Consider the following 20,997-nt stretch of genomic DNA (forward strand, 5'->3'; position numbering starts at 1 on the left):
TGTCAGCGCCCGGCCTGGGCGCGCTGCTCCTGGAGGTCGTTCTCGACCATCATCGTGACCAGCTCGGAGAACCCGACCTGCGGCTCCCAGCCGAGGACGTCGCGCGCCTTGGCCGGGTCGCCGATCAGCAGGTCCACCTCGGCAGGACGCATGAAGGCGGGGTCCTGGCGGACGTAGCCCGACCAGTCGTCGATGCCGACGGCCGAGAACGCGATGTCCAGCAGCTCGCCGATCGAGTGGGTCTCCCCCGTGGCGACGACGTAGTCGTCCGCGGTGTCCTGCTGCAGCATCCGCCACATCGCCTCGACGTAGTCGCCGGCGAAGCCCCAGTCGCGCTTGGCGTCGAGGTTGCCCATGACGATCTCGTCCTGGAGGCCGAGCTTGATGCGCGCCACGGCCTGCGAGACCTTGCGGGTGACGAACTCCGGCCCACGGCGCGGCGACTCGTGGTTGAACAGGATGCCCGAGGAGGCGTGCATCCCGTACGACTCGCGGTAGTTGATGGTCATGTAGTGGCCGAACACCTTCGCCACGCCGTAGGGCGAGCGGGGCCACAGCAGCGTGGTCTCGCGCTGCGGGACCTCCTGCACCTTGCCGAACATCTCCGAGCTGGACGCCTGGTAGAAGCGCACCTTCGCCGGGTCGTCGTGCGAGTAGAGGCGCACCGCCTCCAGCATGTTGAGCACGCCCTTGCCGGTGACCTCGGAGGTGAGCAGCGCGTTGTCCCACGAGTACGCCACGAACGAGATGGCGCCCAGGTTGTACACCTCGTCCGGCTGCGCCACCTCCAGCGCGCGGATCAGGCTCGACATGTCGGTCAGGTCGCCGGTCACCAGACGCACGTCCGGGACCGTGGACCGGACCAGCTCGAGCTTGGGGTTGTTCTGGCCGCGGATGAGGCCGTAGACCTCGTACCCCTTGGACAGCAGGAGCTCGGACAGGTACAGGCCGTCCTGGCCGGTGATGCCGGTGATGAGTGCGCGGGGCATGTTTCCTCGGTACGTGGTCGGGGCAGGGCGGCCCCAGAGTACCGACTCCCGGGGCGACGACCACCCTGGACAGGGCGCGGCCCTACAATCCATCAGGTGCCCGAGAACACGTTCGTGTCGTACGCCCAGAACCGCGAGGACGTCGTGCTGTGGCGCGCGCTCCGTGACGTCGGCGCAGGCCGCTACGTGGAGGTCGGCGCCAACCACCCGCGTCACGACTCGGTGACCCGCGCGTTCTACGAGCGCGGCTGGAGCGGCGTCACGGTCGAGCCGGTCCCGGCGTTCGTCGACCTGCACCGGGCCGAGCGGCCCCGCGACACCCAGGTCGAGGCCGCCGTCACGAGCCGTCCGGCCGAGACGGTCACGCTGCACGTCGTGGGCGGCACCGGCCTGTCCACGCTCGTCGACAGCATCGGCGCGGACCACGCCAGCGTCGGCCTCGACGTGAGCGAGGTCGAGGTCCGCGCGGCGACCCTGGACGCGGTGCTCGACGAGTCCCTGGCCGAGGACGACCCGATCCACTTCATGGTCGTGGACGTCGAGGGCGCCGAGCGCGAGGTCCTGGAGAGCGTCGACCTGCGCCGGCGACGCCCGTGGGTGCTGGTGGTCGAGGCCACCGCGCCGAGCAACGGCCGGTCGGACGACCGGGCCATCCGGCCGACCCACGACGAGTGGGAGGCGATCGTCACCGGGGCCGGGTACGTCTTCTGCCAGTTCGACGGGTTGTCGCGGTTCTACGTGGCGGAGGAGCACGCCGAGCTCGCCGAGGCGCTGTCCGTGCCGGCGGGCCCCCTCGACTTCTTCACGACCGACGAGCTCGTCGGCCTGCGGACCCGGATCAGCGCGCTGGAGGAGACGCACGACGAGCTGGAGCGCCAGACGGTGCACTGGCGCGCGGTCGCCATCGCGCAGTGGTCGGAGGCCCTGGCCACGGTGACCGCCGCCGCCCAGCCGCCCGTCGTGGTCGACGACGGCGGCCCGGCACGGGCGGAGCTCGCCGCGATGCGCCGCACCGTGTCCTGGCGCGTGACCCGGCCGCTGCGCCTCGCCCGCCGGGTCGCCGGCCGCGTGAAGCGGGCCCTGCGGTGAGCGCGACCGACCGCAGCACCCCCGCGGCCGACGTCCTGCTGGCCGCGTTCGCGCAGCGCCTCGCGGCCGCCGGGGCGGTGACCGGCCTCGTCGTCCCCGACGGCGAGCCGCCCGAGCGGGTCGCGGCCCGGCTGCTCCCCGCGCTCCTCGACGCGTGCCGGCCCGCGGACCGGACCGACCTGCGGTGGCTCCTGCTCACCGTCGTGCACGCCGCGTTCCCGACGGAGGCGGACGTCCAGGACCTCGGCCGGCGCCTGGAGCTCGCGCCCACCGAGCACGTGGAGTCGTGGCTGCTCGCTGAGGCGCTCGCGCGCGGCGGGTCGGGGCGGCACGACCTGCACGCGACCGTCGTGGACGGCGGCACCGTGGTGGACGTCGACTTCTGCGCCCGGTACGAGACGCACACCGGGATCCAGCGGGTCGTCCGTGAGACCGTGCCCCGCTGGGCGCGGGACCACGACCTCACCCTGACGGCGTGGGTCGACACCTACGACGCGATGCGCGCCCTCGCCCCGCGGGAGGACGCGCGCGTCCTGCACCACGGCGAGGTGGTCGACATCCCGCTCGAGGACGAGCTCGCCTACCGCCCGCGGCTCGTCGTGCCCTGGCGCAGCCTGGTGGTGCTCCCCGACGTGCCGAGCACCGCGACGTGCGACTGCCTGGCGGCGCTGGGACGGTTCTCCGGCAACCGGGTCGGGATGATCGGCTACGACATGATCCCGATCACCAGCGCCGAGCAGCGCCCCGACGTGGACGCCGTGGCGAGCGCGCAGTACCTCACCGTGGTCAAGCACGCGCACCGGGTCGCCGGGATCAGCGAGTCGGCCACCGCGGAGTTCGCGGGCTTCGTCCAGGCCCTGGCGGCCCAGGGCGTCCGGGGCCCGGTCGTCGCCGAGGTCGTGCTGACCGAGGACGCACCACCGCCCGCGGCCGCACCGGCACCGGACGCCGCGCAGCCCGCTCGCCGTCGACCGGTCGTGCTGGCACCGGGCACCCGGGAGCCGCACAAGAACCAGCGGACCCTGCTGCACGCGGCGGAGCGGCTCTGGTCGGAGGGGCTGGACTTCGAGGTCCGGCTGGTCGGTGGCCGCGGCTGGTCCGACGCCGTGCTCCAGCCGGCGATCGAGCGGCTGCTCGCGGACGGCCGGCCCCTGTCGGACGTCGGCCGGGTGCCCGAGGACCAGCTGTGGCGGGAGCTCCGCTCGGCCGACCTGGTCGCGTTCCTCTCCCTGCACGAGGGGTACGGCCTGCCGGTCGCCGAGGCGCTCGCGTGCGGCACCCCGGTGCTGACCGCCTCGTTCGGCAGCCAGGCCGAGATCGCCCGTGGTGGTGGCTGCGTCACCGTCGACCCCCGGGACGACGACGCCGTGACCGCCGCCCTGCGGCGGCTGCTCACGGACGAGGACGAGCGGGCCCGCCTCGCCGAGGCGGCCCGCTCCCGGCCCCGCCGGACCTGGGACGAGTACGCCGCCGAGCTGTGGGACTTCTACACGACGACGGAGGACCAGGACTGATGCGCGTACGTCTGCGCCGGACCGCGCCCGTGCCGGCGCCCGAGGCCGACGGCGCGCGCTGGGCCGTCTGGGCCGACCGCTCGGCGGAGCTCGCCCGCGCCCTGGGTGCGCCCGTCCCCGCCGGACCGCTCGCGTCGTCCGCCGACCTGGCGGCCGCGCTCGAGGGCGTGGTGGACGCGACCGACCGGGGCCACGTCTGGCTCGCGCTGGCCGTCCTGACCGCGCGGTTCCCCGACGAGCCGACGGTCGTGGAGGTCGCTCGCGCCGGGGAGTTCCGCGGTGCGGCCCCGCTGGCCGAGGAGATCGAGCGGCGGACGGGGCCCGAGGACCTCACCCGCCGGGTCCGGGTGAGCGACGAGGTGCTCGTCGACGTCGCGCACACCGTGTCCACCCCCCTGATGACCGGGATCCAGCGCGTGGCCCGGGAGACCGCGCGCCGCTGGCTCGACCGGCCGCGGGTGACGCCGGTGTCGTGGACGGCCGGCTTCGCCGCGATCCGCGAGCTGAGCCGGGCCGAGCACGACCTGCTGGTGAGCGGCCGGGCGTCCGCCTCGGAGCTCGCACCCCGGCCCGACGACCTGCTCACGGTGGTCGTCCCCTGGCGCGCGACCTACCTGGTGCCGGAGCTGGGCGCCGAGCCGGGGCGGACGGCGGCCCTGCTGGCGCTCGCCCGGTTCTCCGGCAACCGCACCGGGTCCATCGGGTTCGACCTGGTGCCGATCACGACCGCCGAGACGACGCAGCGCGGGTTCGCCGCCGTGTTCGCCCGCAACCTCGCGGCCGTGCGGTACTTCGACCGCGTCGCCGCCATCTCGCAGGCCGCGTGCACCGAGTACGAGGGCTGGCGGTCCATGCTCGCGGCGGTGGGCGTGCCCGGGCCGTCCATCCGGTCCGTCCCCCTGCCCGTCCACGCCGCCGAGCCGACCGTGCAGGACACGGCGAGCGCCCGCGAGCACTTCCTGGTCGGCACCCTGCCGACGGTCCTGGTGGTCGGCAGCCACGAGCCGCGCAAGAACCACCTCGCGGTGCTGCACGCGGCCGAGCTGCTCTGGCGGGAGGGCCTGCGCTTCTCGCTGTCGTTCGTCGGCGGCAACGCCTGGGGCAGCGACGCGTTCCAGGCCCAGCTCGCCGCGCTCGTGCGGGCGGGCCGGCCGGTCGACTCCCGCCGCGGGCTGTCCGACGGCGAGCTGTGGGCGGCCTACCGGCTCGCCCGGTTCACGGTGTTCCCCTCGGTGAACGAGGGCTTCGGGCTGCCGGTGGCCGAGTCGCTGGCGGTCGGCACACCGGTCGTCACCTCCGACTTCGGCAGCATGGCCGAGCTGGCCCGGGACGGGGGCGCCGTCACGGTCGACCCGCGCGACGACCACGCCCTCGCCGACGCCATGCGGCTGCTGCTGACCGACGACGAGGGGCTCGAGGAGCTCCGGTCGGCCGCGCTGGCCCGCCCCGGGCGCGACTGGGACCAGTACGCCGACGAGGCCTGGCAGTGGCTGACGGGACCCGCGGTCCTCCCGGAGGCGACAGCCGGCGCGTGACGGGCACGACGAGGGGGGCACCACCCGGTGGGTGGTGCCCCCCCCTCGTCACGTCAGCGCGGGAACCGCTGGACGGCCTTGTTCTTGTACTCCTGCGACCCGGCGATGCCCGTGCGCACCGCACCCTCGCCGCTGCGCAGCAGCACGTCCGCCCAGCCCTGCAGGCCCGGACCGTCGGGCTCGCGCTGCAGGAACACGCGGTAGTAGGCACCGGCTCGGCGCTTCGCGGCCTCGTTGGAGAACCAGATGCCGTCGACCACCCGGCCGCGGCCGAACTCCGGGGACGTCATCCGCGGCACCCAGACGGCCAGGTCGGCCGCCGAGGCGGGACGCCCGAGCACGGTCTGGTAGAGCCGCTGGACGTAGCCCGTGTCGGTCCCTCCCGAGCGGTTGAAGTACTCCACCGAGTCGTAGAACCGCCGCTGGACGTCGTCGACGGTCGCCCCGCCGCGGCGGATCACGTCCAGCCAGCCGGCGGCGCCGGCGGGCTCGGGCTCGCGCCCGAGCACCTCGACGTACGCCTGCCGCACCCGCTTGCTGATGTACTCGTCGCTGCGGGTGAGGGTCGCGACCAGCTCGGACTGGCTCGTGCCCTGCAGCAGCCGGTTGGTCCAGGTGCTCAGGCCGGTCGGGTCCGGGCCGCGGCCCAGCAGGTCGACGTACAGCGCGGTGACCACCGACGCGGCCTCCCCCGGCGAGGTCCAGCTGATGCTGAACCAGTCGCTCTTCAGCCCCAGGGCGACGCGCACCTGGTTGCCGGTCATGGTCGTGGAGCCGCTGGTCCCGGTGACGGCGACCTGCAGCACCCGGCCGCCCTCCGCACCGAGGCCGTTGCGGTGCGTGACGGCGATCGAGCGGATGGTGCCGACGCCCAGCCGGGCGGACGCCGTCGCGAGCGAGATCGGCGCGACCCAGCTGTGGTTCGGGTTCGAGGCGACCGCGTCGCCGGCGTCGACGACGGCCGGGAAGACCCCGCCCGCCGTGTAGCCGCCTGTCGACGAGCTGAACTCGGTCCGGGCGATCGCGCCGGTGCCCGGGACCTGGCGGACCACCCCGGCGGTGGCGTCGATCGCCTGGTTCGTCGCCGCGGCGTCGAGGACGGTCTGCGGCTGGCTCCACGGCTGGAACGCCGCGCCCGAGTAGACCTGGCACGCGGTGGTGTCGCACGTGGTGGCGCCCGAGGGCCGGGTGCCGGAGAGGGCGTAGCTGCGGGCGGCGACCGACTGCGCCATCAGCGCCTGCATGCCCCGTCCTCCGCCGGACGACCCCCAGGACGCCGGCGACTCGCGCGGCACGACGCCGCGGAGGTAGTCCTCCGACGCGACCTTGTTGAACGTCATCTGGTTGCTGCCGACCCGCTGGACGGTGAGCGAGCCGCGGTAGGCGCGCTCGCCGGCCCCCTCGCAGACCCGGATGAGGCGGTCGAAGCCCGCCTGGCTCGCGGTGCCGATCTCGAGGCTCCCCGCGCGGTAGGTGCCCGCGAGCCGCGTCCAGGTGGGACCGGCGCAGTTAGCACCGGTGAACAGCTGCACCGACCCGTCGGCCTGGGCCCGGGCGAGCAGCGCGACGTTCCCGCTGCCGACCGCGGCCCCGTTCACCCGCAGGTCCCGGCCGATGACCACGAGCTCCTTGCCGGTCAGCGCGGTGAGCTCCACCGTGATCTGCCGGCTGCCCACGTTCGCGGCGACCGTGCCGCCGTAGTAGTGGTCCAGGATCTGCGCCGCGCTCCAGCCGTGGTTCACGGCGTAGCCGAGGGCGCCGTACTGGCCCATGCCGCGGCCGTGCCCCCAGCCGTGGCCCGAGAACGTCAGGGTGTCGCCCGCCGCGGCGACCGTCCCGCCGGCCGCGGGGGCCAGGGCCGACGCCGGTGCCGGGGCCGGGCCCGTCACGAGGGCGACGGCAGCCACGAGGGCGAGCGTCGCGAGGCGCGCGACCGCTCGCGCGAGTCTGGCGGGCATGGTGGGCTCCGATCGTGCGGCGGACCCGCGGGGCGCGAGCCTGACCCGTTCATTATCGGCACCGCCCCTCCCGTCCTGAGGGCGTCCGCCAGGGTGCGTCCGGGTGACGGGTAGGCTGTCGGCGCCGGTCGGGCAGCCTCGACCGCAGGACGACCTCCCAGGAGAACGATGGACCTCCGCGACGCGCGCGCCGTGCAGCTCGCCGCCCAGCCGCTGCGAACCGCCGGGAGCCGCCCCGGCTTCTTCCGCGGGTTCAGCTCCTCCGTCCAGGACATCTGGGCCCACCGCGAGCTGCTCGACCTGCTCATCAAGCGCGAGGTGAAGGCCCGCTACAAGGACAGCGCCCTCGGCTTCGTGTGGAGCCTGATGCGGCCGCTGGCGATGCTGCTCATCTACTACATCGCGCTGGGCAAGTTCCTCGGCGCGGCCCGGGACATCCCGGACTTCGCGATCTTCATCTACACCGGCCTGACGGCGTGGGGCCTGTTCTCGGAGGCCGTGTCGACCGGCACGGCCTCGATCGTGCAGAACGCCGGGCTGGTGAAGAAGGTCTACCTGCCCCGGGAGATCTTCCCGCTGTCCTCCCTGGGCTCGGCGCTGTTCAACTTCGCCATCCAGCTGGGCATCCTGGTCGCGGCCACCGTCGCCGTCGGCAACTTCCCCACGGGGACGCGCTGGGGGTACCTGCCGCTGTCCCTCGCCGTCATCGTGGTGACCGCGCTCGGGTGGTCGCTGCTGCTGTCCGCGGTCAACGTCTACCTGCGGGACATCCAGTACCTGGTCGAGATCGCGCTGATGATCGCGTTCTGGGCCTCCCCGATCGTCTACTCGTGGGCGCTGGTGCAGGGCGAGCTCAGCCCGACGCTGCAGAACCTCTACCTCACCAACCCGATGACCGCCGCGATCATGGGCTTCCAGCAGACCTTCTGGGTCGCGGGGGCCGACCAGCCGGTGCCGGACGACCTGACCGGCATGCTGTGGGCCTGGCTGGGCATCGGCATCGTGTTCACGTTCATCGCCCAGCGCGTGTTCGCGCGCCTGCAGGGCAACTTCGCTCAGGAGCTCTGATGACCACCACCACCGTCGTCGAGGTCCGCGACCTGTCCAAGCGCTTCGTCATCCGCAAGGAGAAGTCGCTCAAGGAGCGCATCGTCAACTTCGGCCGCTCGAACCTCCACAAGGAGGACTTCTGGGCGCTGCGGGACGTCGACCTCAGCATCGAGTCCGGGACCACCGTCGGGCTCATCGGCCCGAACGGCTCGGGCAAGAGCACCCTGCTCAAGGCGATCGGCGGCATCCTGCAGCCGACCTCGGGCACGGTGCAGACCCGCGGCCGGATGGCGGCGCTGCTCGAGCTCGGCGCCGGGTTCCACCCCGACCTCACGGGCCGCGAGAACGTCTACCTCAACGCGTCCATCCTCGGCCTGTCGACGGCGCAGACGGACAAGTACTTCGACGCGATCGTCGACTTCTCCGGCATCGAGCGGTTCATCGACACCCAGGTGAAGTTCTACTCGTCCGGCATGTACGTCCGCCTCGCGTTCGCCGTCGCGGTGCACGTCGACCCGGACATCCTCCTGGTCGACGAGGTGCTCGCCGTCGGCGACGAGCCCTTCCAGCGCAAGTGCATGGACCGCATCCGCGAGTTCCAGCACGACGGCCGGACCATCGTCCTCGTCACGCACTCGCTGGACCAGGTGGCGGACGTCTGCGACCGCGCCGTCGTCCTCGAGAGCGGCCGGGTGATCGCCGACGGCGAGACCCGCGACGCCCTGCGCACCCTGCGCCACGAGTTCGACCAGCAGCGCCAGGAGGACATCGAGCACCGCCGCGAGACCCTGGAGAAGGTCGACGAGCCCGTCGCCCCGCGCGTGACCGTCCACGCGGTCGAGCTGCTGGGCCCCGCGGGCGAGCCGGTCAGCGAGATCACCCCTGGGTCCGACGTCACCATCGCGGTGACGGCGGAGGCGCTGGAGGCCGTCGCCGAGCCGATCATCGGGGTCGGCATCGAGACGGGGCTGGGCGTCACCGTGTTCGGCACCAACACCGCGCTGCTCGGGCAGACGCTGTCCCCGCTGGTCGGCCGGCAGCGCTACGAGATCCGCCTGCGGGACCTGCGGCTCGGCGAGGGGCAGTACAGCTGCCACGGGGCGGTCGCGGCCACGAGCGGCGCCGAGCTCGCGCGGCTGCGCGAGGTCGCGAGCTTCTCCGTGGCGTCGGACGGTGCGACGGTCGGGCCGGTGTGGGCTGCGCCCGAGCTCGTCCTCGACCATGTCTGAGGTTCGCACCTCCCCCCGGCCGGTCCGCGGCCGCCGGCTCCTGGCCGCGGTCGCGGGCGTGCCGGACCGCCTCGTCGTCCTGCTCTTCTGGACCTCGGTCGTCGTGTCGGTCACGGTCCTGGTCGGGCAGTTCACGCCGGTGGTCGTGCTGCCGCTCCTGGTGGCCGTGCTCGCGGCGACCTGGCGCCTCGTGCCCGCGCCGGTGCTGCCCACCCGGTCCGCCGCCCTGGGTGCCCTGAGCGCTCTCGGGCTGGTCGCGCTCTGGGTCGCGCTGAACGTCCCCTACGTGGCGCGGTACGTCGTCGTGACCCGCGACCCCGGGTTCCTCACCCTCGAGGGCTTCTGGCTCACCGAGCACGCGTCGCCGGACATCCCGATGGGGTCCGCCGAGGCCGTCGCCGACTCGGTGCGCGGCTTCACCGCGGAGACGGGTGCGTACTTCCCCTCGGACGGCGCCCTGCACGCCCAGGGCGCGAAGCTGCTGCCCGGGCTGCTCGGCCTCGGCGGGTGGGCCGGCGGCGACGCCGGGGTGCTCGTCACGAACCTGCTGGTGAGCGGGATCGCGCTGCTCGCCGTCTACGGCCTCGCCCGCCGGGTCGTGGGCTCCTGGTGGGCGCTGCTGCCCGTGGTGGCCCTCGGCGCGTCGATCCCCATGCTGGTGTTCTCCCGGGCGGCGTACACCGAGCCGCTGAACGTCGCGCTCGTGTTCGGGGCGCTGACCTTCTCGTGGACGGCGTTCGAGACCCGGTCGTGGTGGCGCCACCTGCTGTCCGGCGCGCTCGTCGGGGCGACCGCCCTCGCCCGGATCGACGGCGCCGCCTCGGTGATCGGCTTCATCGCCGGGCTGGCGGTCGCCGCCGGTGCCGCGCTGCTCCCGCGCGCCCGCCGCCGGGGCCAGGCGGCCTTCTTCGCCGCCGGAGGCGCCGCGCTGCTGCTGGTCGCGCTCGGCTACGCGGACCTGCGCCTGCACAGCCCCGGGTACCTGTCCGACCTCGGCGACCAGTTCGAGATGCTCGCCGGGGTGCTCGTCGCGACCGCGGTGGTCGGCGTGCTCATCACGGTCCCGAGGTTCTGGGACCCGCTGCGCCGCGTGCTCGTGCGCCGTCGCCGTGGGCTCGCCGCCGCCGCCGTGGTCGCGGTGGTGCTGGTCGCCGTGCTGCTGAGCACCCGGTTCCTCTGGCTTCCCGGGCACGACCTCGACCCCGCGAGCGGCTACGCGAACGTCGTCGCCGGGCTGCAGGAGCGCGAGGGCATGCCGGTCGAGCCGTCCCGCAGCTACGACGACTGGTCGGTGCGCTGGCTCTCCTGGTACTACGGCTGGCCCATGGTCGTGCTGTCCTTCGCCGGTCTGGCCGTCCTCGCCCACCGCGCGATCGCCCGGCGCGACCCGCGCCTCCTGGTGCTCCTCGCCGTCATCGCGGCGCCGTCCGCCCTGTACCTCTGGCGGGTCAGCATCACGCCGGACCAGGTGTGGGCGATGCGTCGCCTGCTCCCCGTCACGCTCCCCGGGTTCCTCGTGGCGACGGCGGTCACCCTCCACGCTCTCTGGACCGCCCGCCGCCGGTGGCTGCAGGTGGTGGCCGCGGCGCTCGCCGCCGTCGTCGCCGTCACGCCCTTCACCACGTGGACGCCGCTGCTGCGGGTGCCCGAGCAGGACAACCGGCTCGGTGAGATCCGCGCGATCTGCGCCGCGCTGCCCAGCGACCACGTGGTGTACATCCAGGCGGGGGGTCCGAACTACCTGGCCACGCTGCGGTCGATCTGCGACGTCGAGGTGATCCAGGTCGAGCGTCCGCCCACCGCCGACGAGCTCGAGCGCGTCCGCGAGGCCTGGGACGTGCCGGTGGTGTCCGTCGTGGCGTTCCGGCCGGACGACCTGCCGTTCGCCGGCGACGAGGTGCCGGCTCCGTTCCGGACGACCGAGATCTCCACCTGGTCGTACGCGCTGTCCTACCTGCCGTTCGAGCCCGAGGTGCGGACGTCGACCGTCTGGATCGGCACGGTCGACGAGGACGGCACCATCGTGACGCTGCCGCCCGAGGGCACGCCGGCCGGCTGACCCGGCCGGCGTGCACGAGGACGGCCGGCGGAGATCTCCGCCGGCCGTCCTGGTGCCCCGCTGCCTCGTCCCGGTGTCAGGCCGGGTACCGGACCAGCGCCTTCTTCTGGTACTCCTGCGACCCGGCGATGCCCGTGCGGACCGCGCCCTCGCCGCGCTGCAGCAGGACGTTCGCCCAGCTCTGCACCCCGGGGCCGTCGGGCTCGCGCTGCAGGAACACGCGGTAGTACGCACCGGCCCGCCGCTTCGCCGCCTCCTGCGAGAACCAGATGCCGTCCACGACCGCCGCGCGACCCTGCGGCGTGCCCATGCGGGGCGCCCACACGGCGACGTCCGCCGCGGTCGCCGACCGGCCGAGGACCGTCGAGTAGAGCAGCCGCACGTAGCCCGCGTTCGTCCCGCCCGAGCGGTTGAAGTACTCCTGCGAGTCGTAGAACCGACGCTGCGCGTCGTCGACCGTCGCGATGCCGCTGCGGACCGCGGCCAGCCAGTTGGCGGCACCCGCCGGCTCGGGTTCGCGGCCGAGCACCTCGCGGTACGCCTGCCGGACCCGCTTGTTGATGTACTCGTCGCTCCGCGTCAGCTCCGCCACCAGGTCGGCCTGGCTCGTCCCCTGCATCAGCCGGGTGGTCCACGTGCTCAGACCGGTCGAGTCGGTCCCCCGGTCCAGCAGGTCGGCGTACAGCGCCCGCACCACCGCCTGCGCCGTCGCGCGGGGCATCGCGGGCACGCCGAGGTTGGCGGCCGCGACCGCCCGGATGGTCCCGAGCGCCGCGTAGCCGCCGTTGCCCGGGCAGGCCGTGTAGGAGACGTCACGGTGCCCGAACACCCGCGGCAGGCTGACGGTCTGGTTCTTGTAGCGGGAGTTCTCGCCGTTGCCGGTCGCGTAGGACATCCAGCCCTGCGGGTCGCGGCTGTACACGCCCAGGCGCCAGCCGATCACCCGGCCGACCGCGTCCTGCGTCGCCGCGGACGGGGCGGCGTCGTAGGTGCCGAGCATCGCGACACCGACCGTGCCGGTGTTGAAGCCGCCGGCGTGCACGCCGATGACCGCCTTGCTCATGCTGCCGACGCGGCCCTCGTAGATGTTGCCCCACTTGTCGACGACGAAGTTGTACCCGATGTCGCACCAGCCGCGACCGCCGATGTGGTACGCCTGGTCGTTGCGGATCTGCTGCATCGCGGCAGCCACGGAACCGTACGAGTTGCTGCCGGCGGTGTGGTGCACGACCGCGCCGACGAGCGAGCCGGCGACGTCCGGGCTGCACACCGGCGCCTGGGCGCCCCACTGGGCTCGCGTGATGACGCCAGGGGTCGAGGCCGCGGGCACGACCGTCGCGGCGGCACGCGGGGTCGTGGCGACCGCGTTGCTGAACACGGCCTCGCCCGACGCGGCGCTGCTGCGTGCCGTCGCAGCTCCGGCGGGCTCGACCAGCGCGGACCCGACCAGCGTCAGGTCCAGGTCGGCCGGACCGCCGGCACCCGTGGCGGCGAACGACAGCTGCACCGCGTCGGCCTCGCCGATCCAGAACGAGTCCGTGCCCCCGCGCCGCTCGGCCCGGGCGTCCGCGGTGCCCTCGTCCGGACCGTCGTCCGCGACGTCGAGCTCGCTCCAGCCGGACCACTCGCCGGCGGTCAGCGTGCGCGCCCGGGGCGCCAGCTCGGCGGCGTCGGCGCCCTGCGGCCACGTGACGCCCAGCGTCTGCACGCCCTCGGTCGCGACGGACGGCGTCAGCACGCGACCGTCCTCGGTCAGCGCGTCGGCGACGACCGGCTCCTCGGCGGGGTCGACGCTCTCCTCGGCCGCCTCGTCCTCGGTGGCACGCGGCGTCAGGAGGGCACGCGCGCCCTCGCCCGCCGCCTCGCCGGCCCCTTCCGGGGCGGGCTGCTCCGGCGCGCCGGGAGCGGCGGAGGGCTCCGGGACGCCGGGCGAGGCGGACGGCGACGGCGTCGGGTCCGGCGCGGCGTCCGGCGCGGGCGCCGGGTCGGCGGTGAAGGCGTCCGCGGTCGCGGCCTGCGCGTCGGCCGCGGAGGCGACGACGAGCTCGGCGCTCGTGATCTCCACCTCCGGGTCCGTCGCCGGTGCGTCGGCAGCGGGCCGCACGACGGCGTCGGTCCGGCTCGAGGTGGTCGCGACCGAGGGGGACGCGAAGCCCGCCCCGGTGACGGCGACCGACAGGGCGAGGAGCAAACGCAACAGCATGACGAGTCCTGACATCGACCGGGCACGTACTCCGTGGAGGGTGAGGCCTCCTTGACAACGAGTCAAGGAACCGCGCGGAACCGGTCCTGTTTGCTCCGGTATGCCCGGCACCCGGCCCGCACGCGGACTCGGTATCGTGGTCCGTCGCAGCACCCCCGACCTGGAGGACCTTCCCGTGCGCATGCTCGTCACCGGCGGAGCCGGCTTCATCGGCTCCAACTTCGTCCACCAGGTCGTGCGCGAGCACCCCGAGGTCCAGGTCACCGTGCTCGACGCGCTGACCTACGCGGGTGACGAGAAGAGCCTGGCCCCGGTCTGGGAGCAGATCACCTTCGCCAAGGGCAGCATCACGGACCACGACGTCGTGGACGAGCTCGTCAAGAACAGCGACGTGGTCGTGCACTTCGCCGCCGAGTCGCACAACGACAACTCGCTGCACGACCCGTGGCCGTTCGTGCACACCAACGTCATCGGCACCTACACGCTGCTCGAGGCGGTGCGCCGGTACGACGTGCGCTACCACCACATCAGCACGGACGAGGTCTACGGCGACCTCGAGCTGGACGACCCGGCCAAGTTCACGCCGGACACCCCGTACAACCCGTCCAGCCCGTACTCGTCCACCAAGGCGTCCTCGGACCTGCTGGTGCGCGCGTGGGCGCGGTCGTTCGGCGTGCGCGCCACGCTGTCGAACTGCTCGAACAACTACGGGCCGTACCAGCACGTCGAGAAGTTCATCCCGCGGCAGATCACCAACGTCATCGACGGCATCCGCCCCAAGCTCTACGGCACCGGCGAGAACGTCCGCGACTGGATCCACGTCGAGGACCACAACAGCGCCGTCTGGGACATCATCACCAAGGGCCGCCTCGGCGAGACCTACCTGATCGGTGCGGACGGCGAGGAGAACAACAAGACCGTCGTCGAGCTGATCCTCGAGCTGACCGGTCAGCCGTCCGACGCCTACGACCTGGTGAGCGACCGCCCGGGCCACGACCTGCGCTACGCGATCGACGCGTCCAAGCTCCGCACCGAGCTCGGCTGGGAGCCGCGCTACACGACGTTCCGCGACGGCCTCGCGGCGACCATCGACTGGTACCGCGCCAACGAGGCGTGGTGGCGGCCGCAGAAGGACGCGACCGAGGCGAAGTACGCCCAGCTCGGCCGCTGACCCGCACCCGGCTCCACGACGGCCGCCCGACCCCGCGTCGGGCGGCCGTCGTCGTCCCCGGACGGGGCCGCGGAAGCGGGCCGCCGAGCGGGTGATCTGCACAGATCCTCCACGGCGCGCCCCCGGGTGGTCCGCCGGGCTCCGAGGGTCGGCTCCTATGCTTCCGTCCGTGACCTCCCGCCACGCCGCTCCCGCACGCCCGCGCGCCGTCCGCCACGGGCGGCCCCGGCGCAGCCACGCGGTGCTCCGCGGCGTCGCGCTCGGCGTGGTCGCGGTCCTGTGCTTCGGCGCCTCCGGAGCGGCGGCGCTGTACCTGCAGCTGAACAGCAACATCAACACGATCGACGCCAGCGACCTCATCCAGGCGCTGCCCGAGCCGACCCCCACCGGTCCCGCGGACCCCGACGACCCCAACGCCGGCCGGGACGTCAACATCCTGCTGATGGGCTCCGACGAGCGCGACGGGGAGAACGAGGCCATCGGCGGCTTCGTCGGCGGCATGCGGTCCGACACCACGATCGTGGCGCACATCTCGGCCGACCGGAGCCGCGTCGAGCTGATCTCGATCCCCCGCGACTCCCTGGTGGACATCCCGTCCTGCACCATGACGGACGGCTCCACCAGCTACGCGCAGCGCGACGCCATCTTCAACTCCGCCTTCGCCATCGGCGCGGACCAGGGCGGCGACATCGCCTCCGCCGCCGCCTGCACCGTCAACACGGTGCAGCAGAACACCGGCGTGCGGATCGACCACTTCGTCGTCGTCGACTTCGCCGGGTTCACCAAGATGGTCGACTCCATCGGCGGGGTCCCGATCTGCGTGCCGAACGACATGTCGGCGCCCAAGGCCGGCCTGTTCCTCAACGCGGGTCAGCAGACGCTCACGGGGTCCCAGGCGCTGGCCTTCGCCCGCGCCCGCACCGGCCAGGGCGTCGGCGACGGGTCCGACACCAACCGCCTGGGCCGGCAGCAGGAGCTGCTCGCCGCCGTGGTGCGCGAGGTGCTCGGCAAGAACATGCTGACGGACATCACCCAGCTGATCCGGTTCCTCGACTCCGCGACCGAGTCGCTGTCGATCGACAGCGGGTTCAGCTCGATCTCCGACATGGCCGGGCTCGCCTACAGCCTGCGGAGCACCTCGGCTGGGAGCATCACCTTCATGACCATCCCGTTCGCCGCGGCGCCGAGCGACCCGAACCGGGTGGTGTGGACCTCCGAGGCCGACACCATCTGGGCGAACCTCGCGGGCGACCAGCCGATGCTGGCCGGCACGTCGCAGGACGGCTCCGGGACCGGCACCGACGGTCCCGCCGACCCGGGCGCCGGCACGACCGATCCCGGCACGGGCACGACCGACCCCGGCACGGACGTCGGCGCCGACCCCGGCACCGGCACCGGCACCGCGACCACCGCTCCGGCCCCCGAGGTCGCCCAGACCCGTGAGGCGGGCAAGGAGGCCTTCTCGGCCGGCGACATCACCGCGGTCTGCGGCTGATCGTGGCCCGCCCCGAGGACCGCAACCCCCGCGACGCGTCCCGCGGGACGCCGCCCAGCTTCTCGCCGGGCGCCGCCGGCCGCCGGCCGTCCGCGGACGGCGCCGTGCCGGTCGGCGAGCCGCGCCCCGGCGCGCCCGCCCCTGGCGAACCGGCCGTACGGCGCGCGACCCGCCCCGGTCGTCCGCCCGTCCGCCCGGCCGCGCCCGGGCGGACCTCCGTGCCGCGCGCTGCGGGCGCTGGCGCCATGGGCGCTGCGGGTACGGCGGGTGCCGCCGACGCTGCTGCTCGCGGGCCCGCGAGCTTCGCACCGCAGGCCGGCGACGACGACGCCCGTCCCGTGCGCGTCTCCGGGCGCAGCACCGCGGAGCCGGCGCGCTCGTCGGTGCGCGCGGGCTCCCCGGCGGTGCCCGTGGGAGCCGACAGCCCTGCGCGCGCGCCGCGGCAGAGCGCACCGGTCGGTCCCGGTCGGGCCCGGCCCGCGAGCCCCGCCCGTCCGGGTGGCCCCGCCCGTCCGGGTGGCCCGGGTCAGCCGGGTGGCCCCGGTGTGCCAGGTACCGTCCCCGGCGGACCGCCCGCCGCCGCCCCGCGCCGCAGGCGCCGCCGCGGCCGCGTGGTCGCCGCCGTCGCCGTGCTCGTCCTCGTGCTGCTCGTCGCCTGGCCCGTGGGTCTGCTGTGGTGGGCGAACGGCAAGATCGAGCACGTGGACGCCCTGTCGGGCGCCGCGGACACGCCCGGCACCACCTACCTGCTGGCCGGCTCGGACTCCCGCGAGGACGGCGTGATCGAGGACGCCGAGACGGTCGGCTCCCGCACCGACACCATCCTGGTGCTGCACGTGCCGGAGTCCGGCCCGTCCGCGCTGATCTCGCTGCCCCGCGACACCTACACCGACATCCCCGGCTACGAGCCGAGCAAGCTCAACGCCGCGTTCTCGTGGGGCGGTGCCCCGCTGCTGGTGCAGACCGTCGAGGGCCTGACGGGCCTGACGGTCGACCACTACGTGGAGATCGGCTTCGGCGGCGTCGAGCAGATCGTCGACGCCCTCGGCGGGGTCGAGCTGTGCCTGGACGGCAGCACGGGGATCACGTTCCCGGTCAACGAGCCGCAGTCGGGGCTGATCTGGGACGCCCCGGGCTGCCAGACGGTCGGCGGCGAGATGGCCCTGGCGTTCTCGCGCATGCGGTACGCCGACCCGTCCGGCGACATCGGGCGCGGCCTGCGCCAGCGGCAGCTGATCAGCGCCGTGGCGTCGAAGGCCGCCGACCCGTCCGTGCTGGTGCAGCCCGGCAAGCAGGTGTCGCTGATCGACTCCGGCACCGGTGCGCTCACCGCCAGCGACGAGACCGGCATCGTCGACCTCGGCCGGCTCGCCCTGGCGTTCCGCGCCGCCACCGGCCCGGACGGCGTGACCGGCACCCCGCCGATCGCCGACCTGGACTACCGGCCGGGTGGGGTGGGCGCGACGGTCCTGCTCGACGAGGACCAGGCACCCGCGTTCTTCGCGGCGCTCCGCGACGGCACGCTGGAGCCGGGCTCCGTCGTCGGCGGCGTCCCCACGCCGTAGCCGGCCCGGACCAGCCGCCCGAGCGCGACGCCCGCGTCGCGGACCCGCTCGCAGCCCTGGGTGGTCGCCCGGCGCAGCCGCGGACCGAACGGGCGCTCGACGAACCGGTGCACCAGCCACGCCAGCACCAGCGAGAACCCCGTCGCGGCCAGCAGCACCGCCCACACGGGCAGCCGGTCGCCGAGCAGGTGGATCACCCACAGGCCCCAGTACTCGTGCGTGAGGTACAGCGGGTAGGTCAGCGCACCGGCGGCGGTCAGGCCGGCCCAGCGCCACCGGGCGAGCGGCGTGAGCGCCACCAGCGCCACGAGGCCGACGCAGCCCAGCAGCCCGGCGGTGAGCAGCCGGGCGTCCGGCGCCACCACCGAGTTGGCGCCGAGGGACTCCATCCGCGCCGGCACCAGGGCGGCGGTCGCCAGCGCCGCGTTGCCGGCGACCAGCAGCCACGGCAGCACCGCGTGCCCGGTCCGGAAGATGACGTACAGCGCCATGCCGGCCGCGAACAGGGGGGCGTACGGCGCGACGAGCCAGGTCACGGCGTCGTGCAGCCCGGCCTCGCGCGCCAGCATCGCGGCGGCGGGCCACAGGGCCGCGAACCACAGCACCCGGCGGCGGGTGATCCCGACCGCGGCGAACAGCGCGATCAGCACGTAGAACCGCAGCTCCACCCAGAGCGTCCAGTACACGCCGTCCACGTGGCCGACGTCGACCAGGCTCTGCAGCAGGGTCAGGTTGACCAGGACCTGGCCGCCGGTGATCTGCTTGCCCTCCCACACGAGCAGCAGCAGGGCACCGGTCAGCAGCACCGCCACCCAGTACGCCGGGTACAGGCGCGCGACCCGGGACCCGATGATATCGGGGACCGACCGGCCCCAGGCCGTCATGAGGATGACGAACCCGCTGATCACGAAGAACAGCTCCGGGCCGAGCGAGGTGTAGGTGGCCCAGCCGGACACGGCCGGCGCGACCTCGGCGAGGTCGCGGCCCCAGGCGTCGGTCTGCCGGGCGGTGAAGTGGTAGGCCAGGACCCCCACCGCGGCGAGGAACCGCAGGGCGTCCAGGGCCGCGAGCCGCGGGGCGCGTGCGGCGGGCACGGCGGCTCCGGGAGCGGCGACCGCGGCGGCGGTCGCGGCGTCGGCGTGGCGGGTCGGCGCGGTGGTCGTCACCACTCGACGCTAGGTCGCCTCCCGCACGACCGCCCGTCGAGCAGCCCCCGGTTCCCGGGTTCTCGACGAGACCTCCACACCGCCCCGAGGAACCCGCCCGCGGCGGCCGGGGCGCCGCGCCGGCGTCAGCTGCCGAAGCCCACCGACGGCCGGCGGCCCGCGCCGTGGGTGGCGCGCAGGCGCTCGCCCTTGGCGTCGGCCTGGGCGCGCAGGTCGTCCTGGAACGCCAGCATCGCGGCGGCGACGCGCCGGGCGACGTCGTCCGTGCCGGACCCGAGGATGCGCGCGGCCAGCAGCCCGGCGTTCCGGGCACCCCCGATCGACACGGTGGCGACGGGCACGCCCGCAGGCATCTGCACGATGGACAGCAGCGAGTCCATGCCGTCCAGGCGCGCCAGCGGCACCGGGACGCCGACCACGGGCAGCGGCGTCACGGCGGCGAGCATCCCGGGCAGGTGCGCCGCTCCCCCGGCGCCCGCGATGATCACGCGGAGCCCGCGGGCCGCGGCGCCGCGGCCGTAGTCGACCATCTTGTCCGGCTGCCGGTGCGCCGAGACGACGTCCACCTCGACCGGCACGTCGAACTCGCCGAGCGCCTGGGCGGCCGCCTCCATGACGGGCCAGTCCGAGTCCGAGCCCATGACGATGCCGACCAGCGGGTTCATGCGGAGCCTCCGGGGGTGGTGTCGGGGTCCTCGCCGCGCAGCACGGCGGCCGCGGCGACCGCGCGCCGGCGCACCTCGCCGAGGTCGTCGCCGCTCACGGTGACGTGCCCGAGCTTGCGGCCCGGGCGGACGCCCTTGCCGTACAGGTGCACCTTCGCGCCGGGGTCCAGGGCCGCGACCTCGGCCAGGCCGTCGGTCAGGGCGGCGCGGGTGCTGCCCAGGACGTTGGCCATCACCGTCCAGGGGGCGCGTGCGTCGGTGCTGCCGAGCGGCAGGTCCAGGACGGCGCGCAGGTGCTGCTCGAACTGGCTGGTCACCGAGCCGTCGATGGTCCAGTGCCCGGAGTTGTGCGGCCGCATGGCCAGTTCGTTCACCAGCACCCGCGGCGCACCGCCCTCGGGGTCGGCGACCTCGAACAGCTCGACGGCGAGCACGCCCGTGACGCCGAGGCCGTCGGCCACCTCCCGCGCGATCCGCTCGGCGGTCGCGGCGCTGCGCGGGTCCAGGTCGGGCGCGGGAGCGATCACCTCGCTGCACACGCCGTCGCGCTGCACGGACTCCACCACGGGCCAGGTGCGCACCTCGCCGGACGGGGTGCGGGCGACCAGCACCGCCAGCTCGCGGGTGAACGGCACCCGCTCCTCGGCCAGCAGCGGGGCGCCGGTGCCCTCGGCGGCGGCGGTCAGCCAGTCGGCGGCCTCGTCCGCGGACCGCACCACGCGCACGCCCTTGCCGTCGTAGCCGCCGCGCGCGGTCTTGACGACCGCGGTGCCGTCGCCGGCCGCGAGGAACGCGACCAGGTCCTCGGCGGCGGCCAGCGGCGCCCAGCGCGGGCACGGCACGCCGAGCGCGGTGAGCCGGGTCCGCATGACGATCTTGTCCTGGGCGTGCACCAGCGCGTCCGGGCCGGGGCGTACCGCGACGCCGCGGTCCTGCAGCTCGGTGAGCAGGGCGTTGGGCACGTGCTCGTGCTCGAACGTGAGCGCGTCGGCGCCCACCACCAGGCTCTCGACGGCGACCGGGTCGGCCGCCGCGCCGACGGGCGCGTCGACGACCACCTGCGCCGCCGAGGACACCGCGTCCTCCACCAGCACCCGCAGGTGGATGCCCAGCGCGGTCGCCGCGGGCGCCATCATGCGGGCGAGCTGCCCACCACCGACCACTGCCACCACGGGTGCTGCCACGGGAAGGGAGCCTAGTGGACGACCGGATGCGCGAGATCAGGCCGAGATGTCAGGTTTGTCCTGATCTGCGCGATCGGTGTCTGAAGCAACCCCCGCTCTTCGCTAGGATCACGCCGACATCCGGT

Annotated in this window: 14 protein-coding genes and 1 pseudogene; 9 read left to right on the forward strand and 6 right to left on the reverse strand. The window is 74.3% G+C overall.

Annotation, left to right across the window (positions count from 1 at the left end; translation table 11 throughout):
* Window positions 1-2: 2 nt before the first annotated feature.
* The gene (locus tag AC1050_RS05925; protein WP_482386434.1) at window positions 3-989 is read right to left on the reverse strand and encodes a GDP-mannose 4,6-dehydratase; all 987 of its coding nucleotides are present in this window, start codon (window positions 987-989) and stop codon (window positions 3-5) included.
* Window positions 990-1,085: 96 nt separating this feature from the next.
* Between AC1050_RS05925 and AC1050_RS05930 the strand changes: the two genes are divergently transcribed.
* From AC1050_RS05930 to AC1050_RS05940, 3 genes are read left to right on the forward strand one after another with little or no spacing between them, the layout of a single operon-like run.
* On the forward strand, window positions 1,086-2,078 hold the full coding sequence (locus AC1050_RS05930) for an FkbM family methyltransferase (RefSeq protein ID WP_482386435.1): 993 nt from the start codon (window positions 1,086-1,088) through the stop codon (window positions 2,076-2,078).
* Window positions 2,075-3,592: a glycosyltransferase family 4 protein gene (locus AC1050_RS05935; protein WP_482386436.1), complete on the forward strand. Its 1,518-nt coding sequence runs from the start codon at window positions 2,075-2,077 to the stop codon at window positions 3,590-3,592. The genes AC1050_RS05930 and AC1050_RS05935 overlap by 4 nt, the downstream gene beginning before the upstream one ends.
* Window positions 3,592-5,127 carry a glycosyltransferase family 4 protein gene (locus tag AC1050_RS05940; RefSeq protein ID WP_482386437.1) on the forward strand — a complete coding sequence of 512 codons (1,536 nt, stop codon included), beginning with the start codon at window positions 3,592-3,594 and terminating at the stop codon, window positions 5,125-5,127. The genes AC1050_RS05935 and AC1050_RS05940 overlap by 1 nt, the downstream gene beginning before the upstream one ends.
* A 53-nt stretch (window positions 5,128-5,180) precedes the next feature.
* Here the strand turns inward: AC1050_RS05940 and AC1050_RS05945 are convergent, their stop codons facing one another.
* Window positions 5,181-7,085 carry a DUF4214 domain-containing protein gene (locus AC1050_RS05945; RefSeq protein WP_482386438.1) on the reverse strand — a complete coding sequence of 635 codons (1,905 nt, stop codon included), beginning with the start codon at window positions 7,083-7,085 and terminating at the stop codon, window positions 5,181-5,183.
* A gap of 168 nt (window positions 7,086-7,253) precedes the next feature.
* On the opposite strand from AC1050_RS05945, the gene AC1050_RS05950 reads away from it, so the two are divergent.
* The 3 genes from AC1050_RS05950 to AC1050_RS05960 are packed head-to-tail and all read left to right on the forward strand — an operon-like array spanning window position 7,254 to window position 11,423.
* Window positions 7,254-8,153, forward strand: coding sequence for an ABC transporter permease (locus AC1050_RS05950; protein ID WP_482386439.1), 900 nt, complete (start codon window positions 7,254-7,256; stop codon window positions 8,151-8,153).
* The gene (locus AC1050_RS05955; protein WP_482386440.1) at window positions 8,153-9,364 is read left to right on the forward strand and encodes an ABC transporter ATP-binding protein; all 1,212 of its coding nucleotides are present in this window, start codon (window positions 8,153-8,155) and stop codon (window positions 9,362-9,364) included. Before AC1050_RS05950 ends, AC1050_RS05955 begins: the two co-directional genes overlap by 1 nt.
* Window positions 9,357-11,423, forward strand: a complete 2,067-nt coding sequence (locus tag AC1050_RS05960) for a hypothetical protein (RefSeq protein ID WP_482386441.1) — start codon at window positions 9,357-9,359, stop codon at window positions 11,421-11,423. Before AC1050_RS05955 ends, AC1050_RS05960 begins: the two co-directional genes overlap by 8 nt.
* A gap of 76 nt (window positions 11,424-11,499) precedes the next feature.
* Here the strand turns inward: AC1050_RS05960 and AC1050_RS05965 are convergent, their stop codons facing one another.
* The gene (locus tag AC1050_RS05965; RefSeq protein ID WP_482386442.1) at window positions 11,500-13,626 is read right to left on the reverse strand and encodes a DUF4214 domain-containing protein; all 2,127 of its coding nucleotides are present in this window, start codon (window positions 13,624-13,626) and stop codon (window positions 11,500-11,502) included.
* Between the two features lie 175 nt (window positions 13,627-13,801).
* On the opposite strand from AC1050_RS05965, the gene rfbB reads away from it, so the two are divergent.
* The 3 genes from rfbB to AC1050_RS05980 all read left to right on the forward strand — a co-directional run bounded on the left by rfbB (window position 13,802) and on the right by AC1050_RS05980 (window position 17,857).
* Entirely contained in the window at window positions 13,802-14,797 is a 996-nt protein-coding gene (gene rfbB, locus AC1050_RS05970) for a dTDP-glucose 4,6-dehydratase (protein WP_482386443.1), read from the forward strand.
* A 169-nt stretch (window positions 14,798-14,966) separates the two neighbouring features.
* The gene (locus AC1050_RS05975) at window positions 14,967-16,292 is read left to right on the forward strand and encodes an LCP family protein (protein ID WP_482386444.1); all 1,326 of its coding nucleotides are present in this window, start codon (window positions 14,967-14,969) and stop codon (window positions 16,290-16,292) included.
* Window positions 16,293-16,837: 545 nt separating this feature from the next.
* The gene (locus AC1050_RS05980; protein WP_482386445.1) at window positions 16,838-17,857 is read left to right on the forward strand and encodes an LCP family protein; all 1,020 of its coding nucleotides are present in this window, start codon (window positions 16,838-16,840) and stop codon (window positions 17,855-17,857) included.
* Window positions 17,858-17,976: 119 nt separating this feature from the next.
* Here the strand turns inward: AC1050_RS05980 and AC1050_RS05985 are convergent.
* The 3 genes and pseudogenes from AC1050_RS05985 to AC1050_RS05995 form a co-directional block, all read right to left on the reverse strand.
* Window positions 17,977-19,026: pseudogene (locus AC1050_RS05985) on the reverse strand (acyltransferase family protein); the annotation flags it as partial.
* A gap of 122 nt (window positions 19,027-19,148) precedes the next feature.
* Complete coding sequence (purE, locus tag AC1050_RS05990; RefSeq protein WP_482386446.1) at window positions 19,149-19,688, reverse strand: 5-(carboxyamino)imidazole ribonucleotide mutase; 540 nt, start codon at window positions 19,686-19,688, stop codon at window positions 19,149-19,151.
* Window positions 19,685-20,872, reverse strand: a complete 1,188-nt coding sequence (locus tag AC1050_RS05995; protein WP_482386447.1) for a 5-(carboxyamino)imidazole ribonucleotide synthase — start codon at window positions 20,870-20,872, stop codon at window positions 19,685-19,687. The genes purE and AC1050_RS05995 overlap by 4 nt, the downstream gene beginning before the upstream one ends.
* Window positions 20,873-20,997: the final 125 nt, after the last annotated feature.

It is taken from the genome of Cellulomonas sp. NEAU-ZC6 (genome assembly GCF_056844425.1).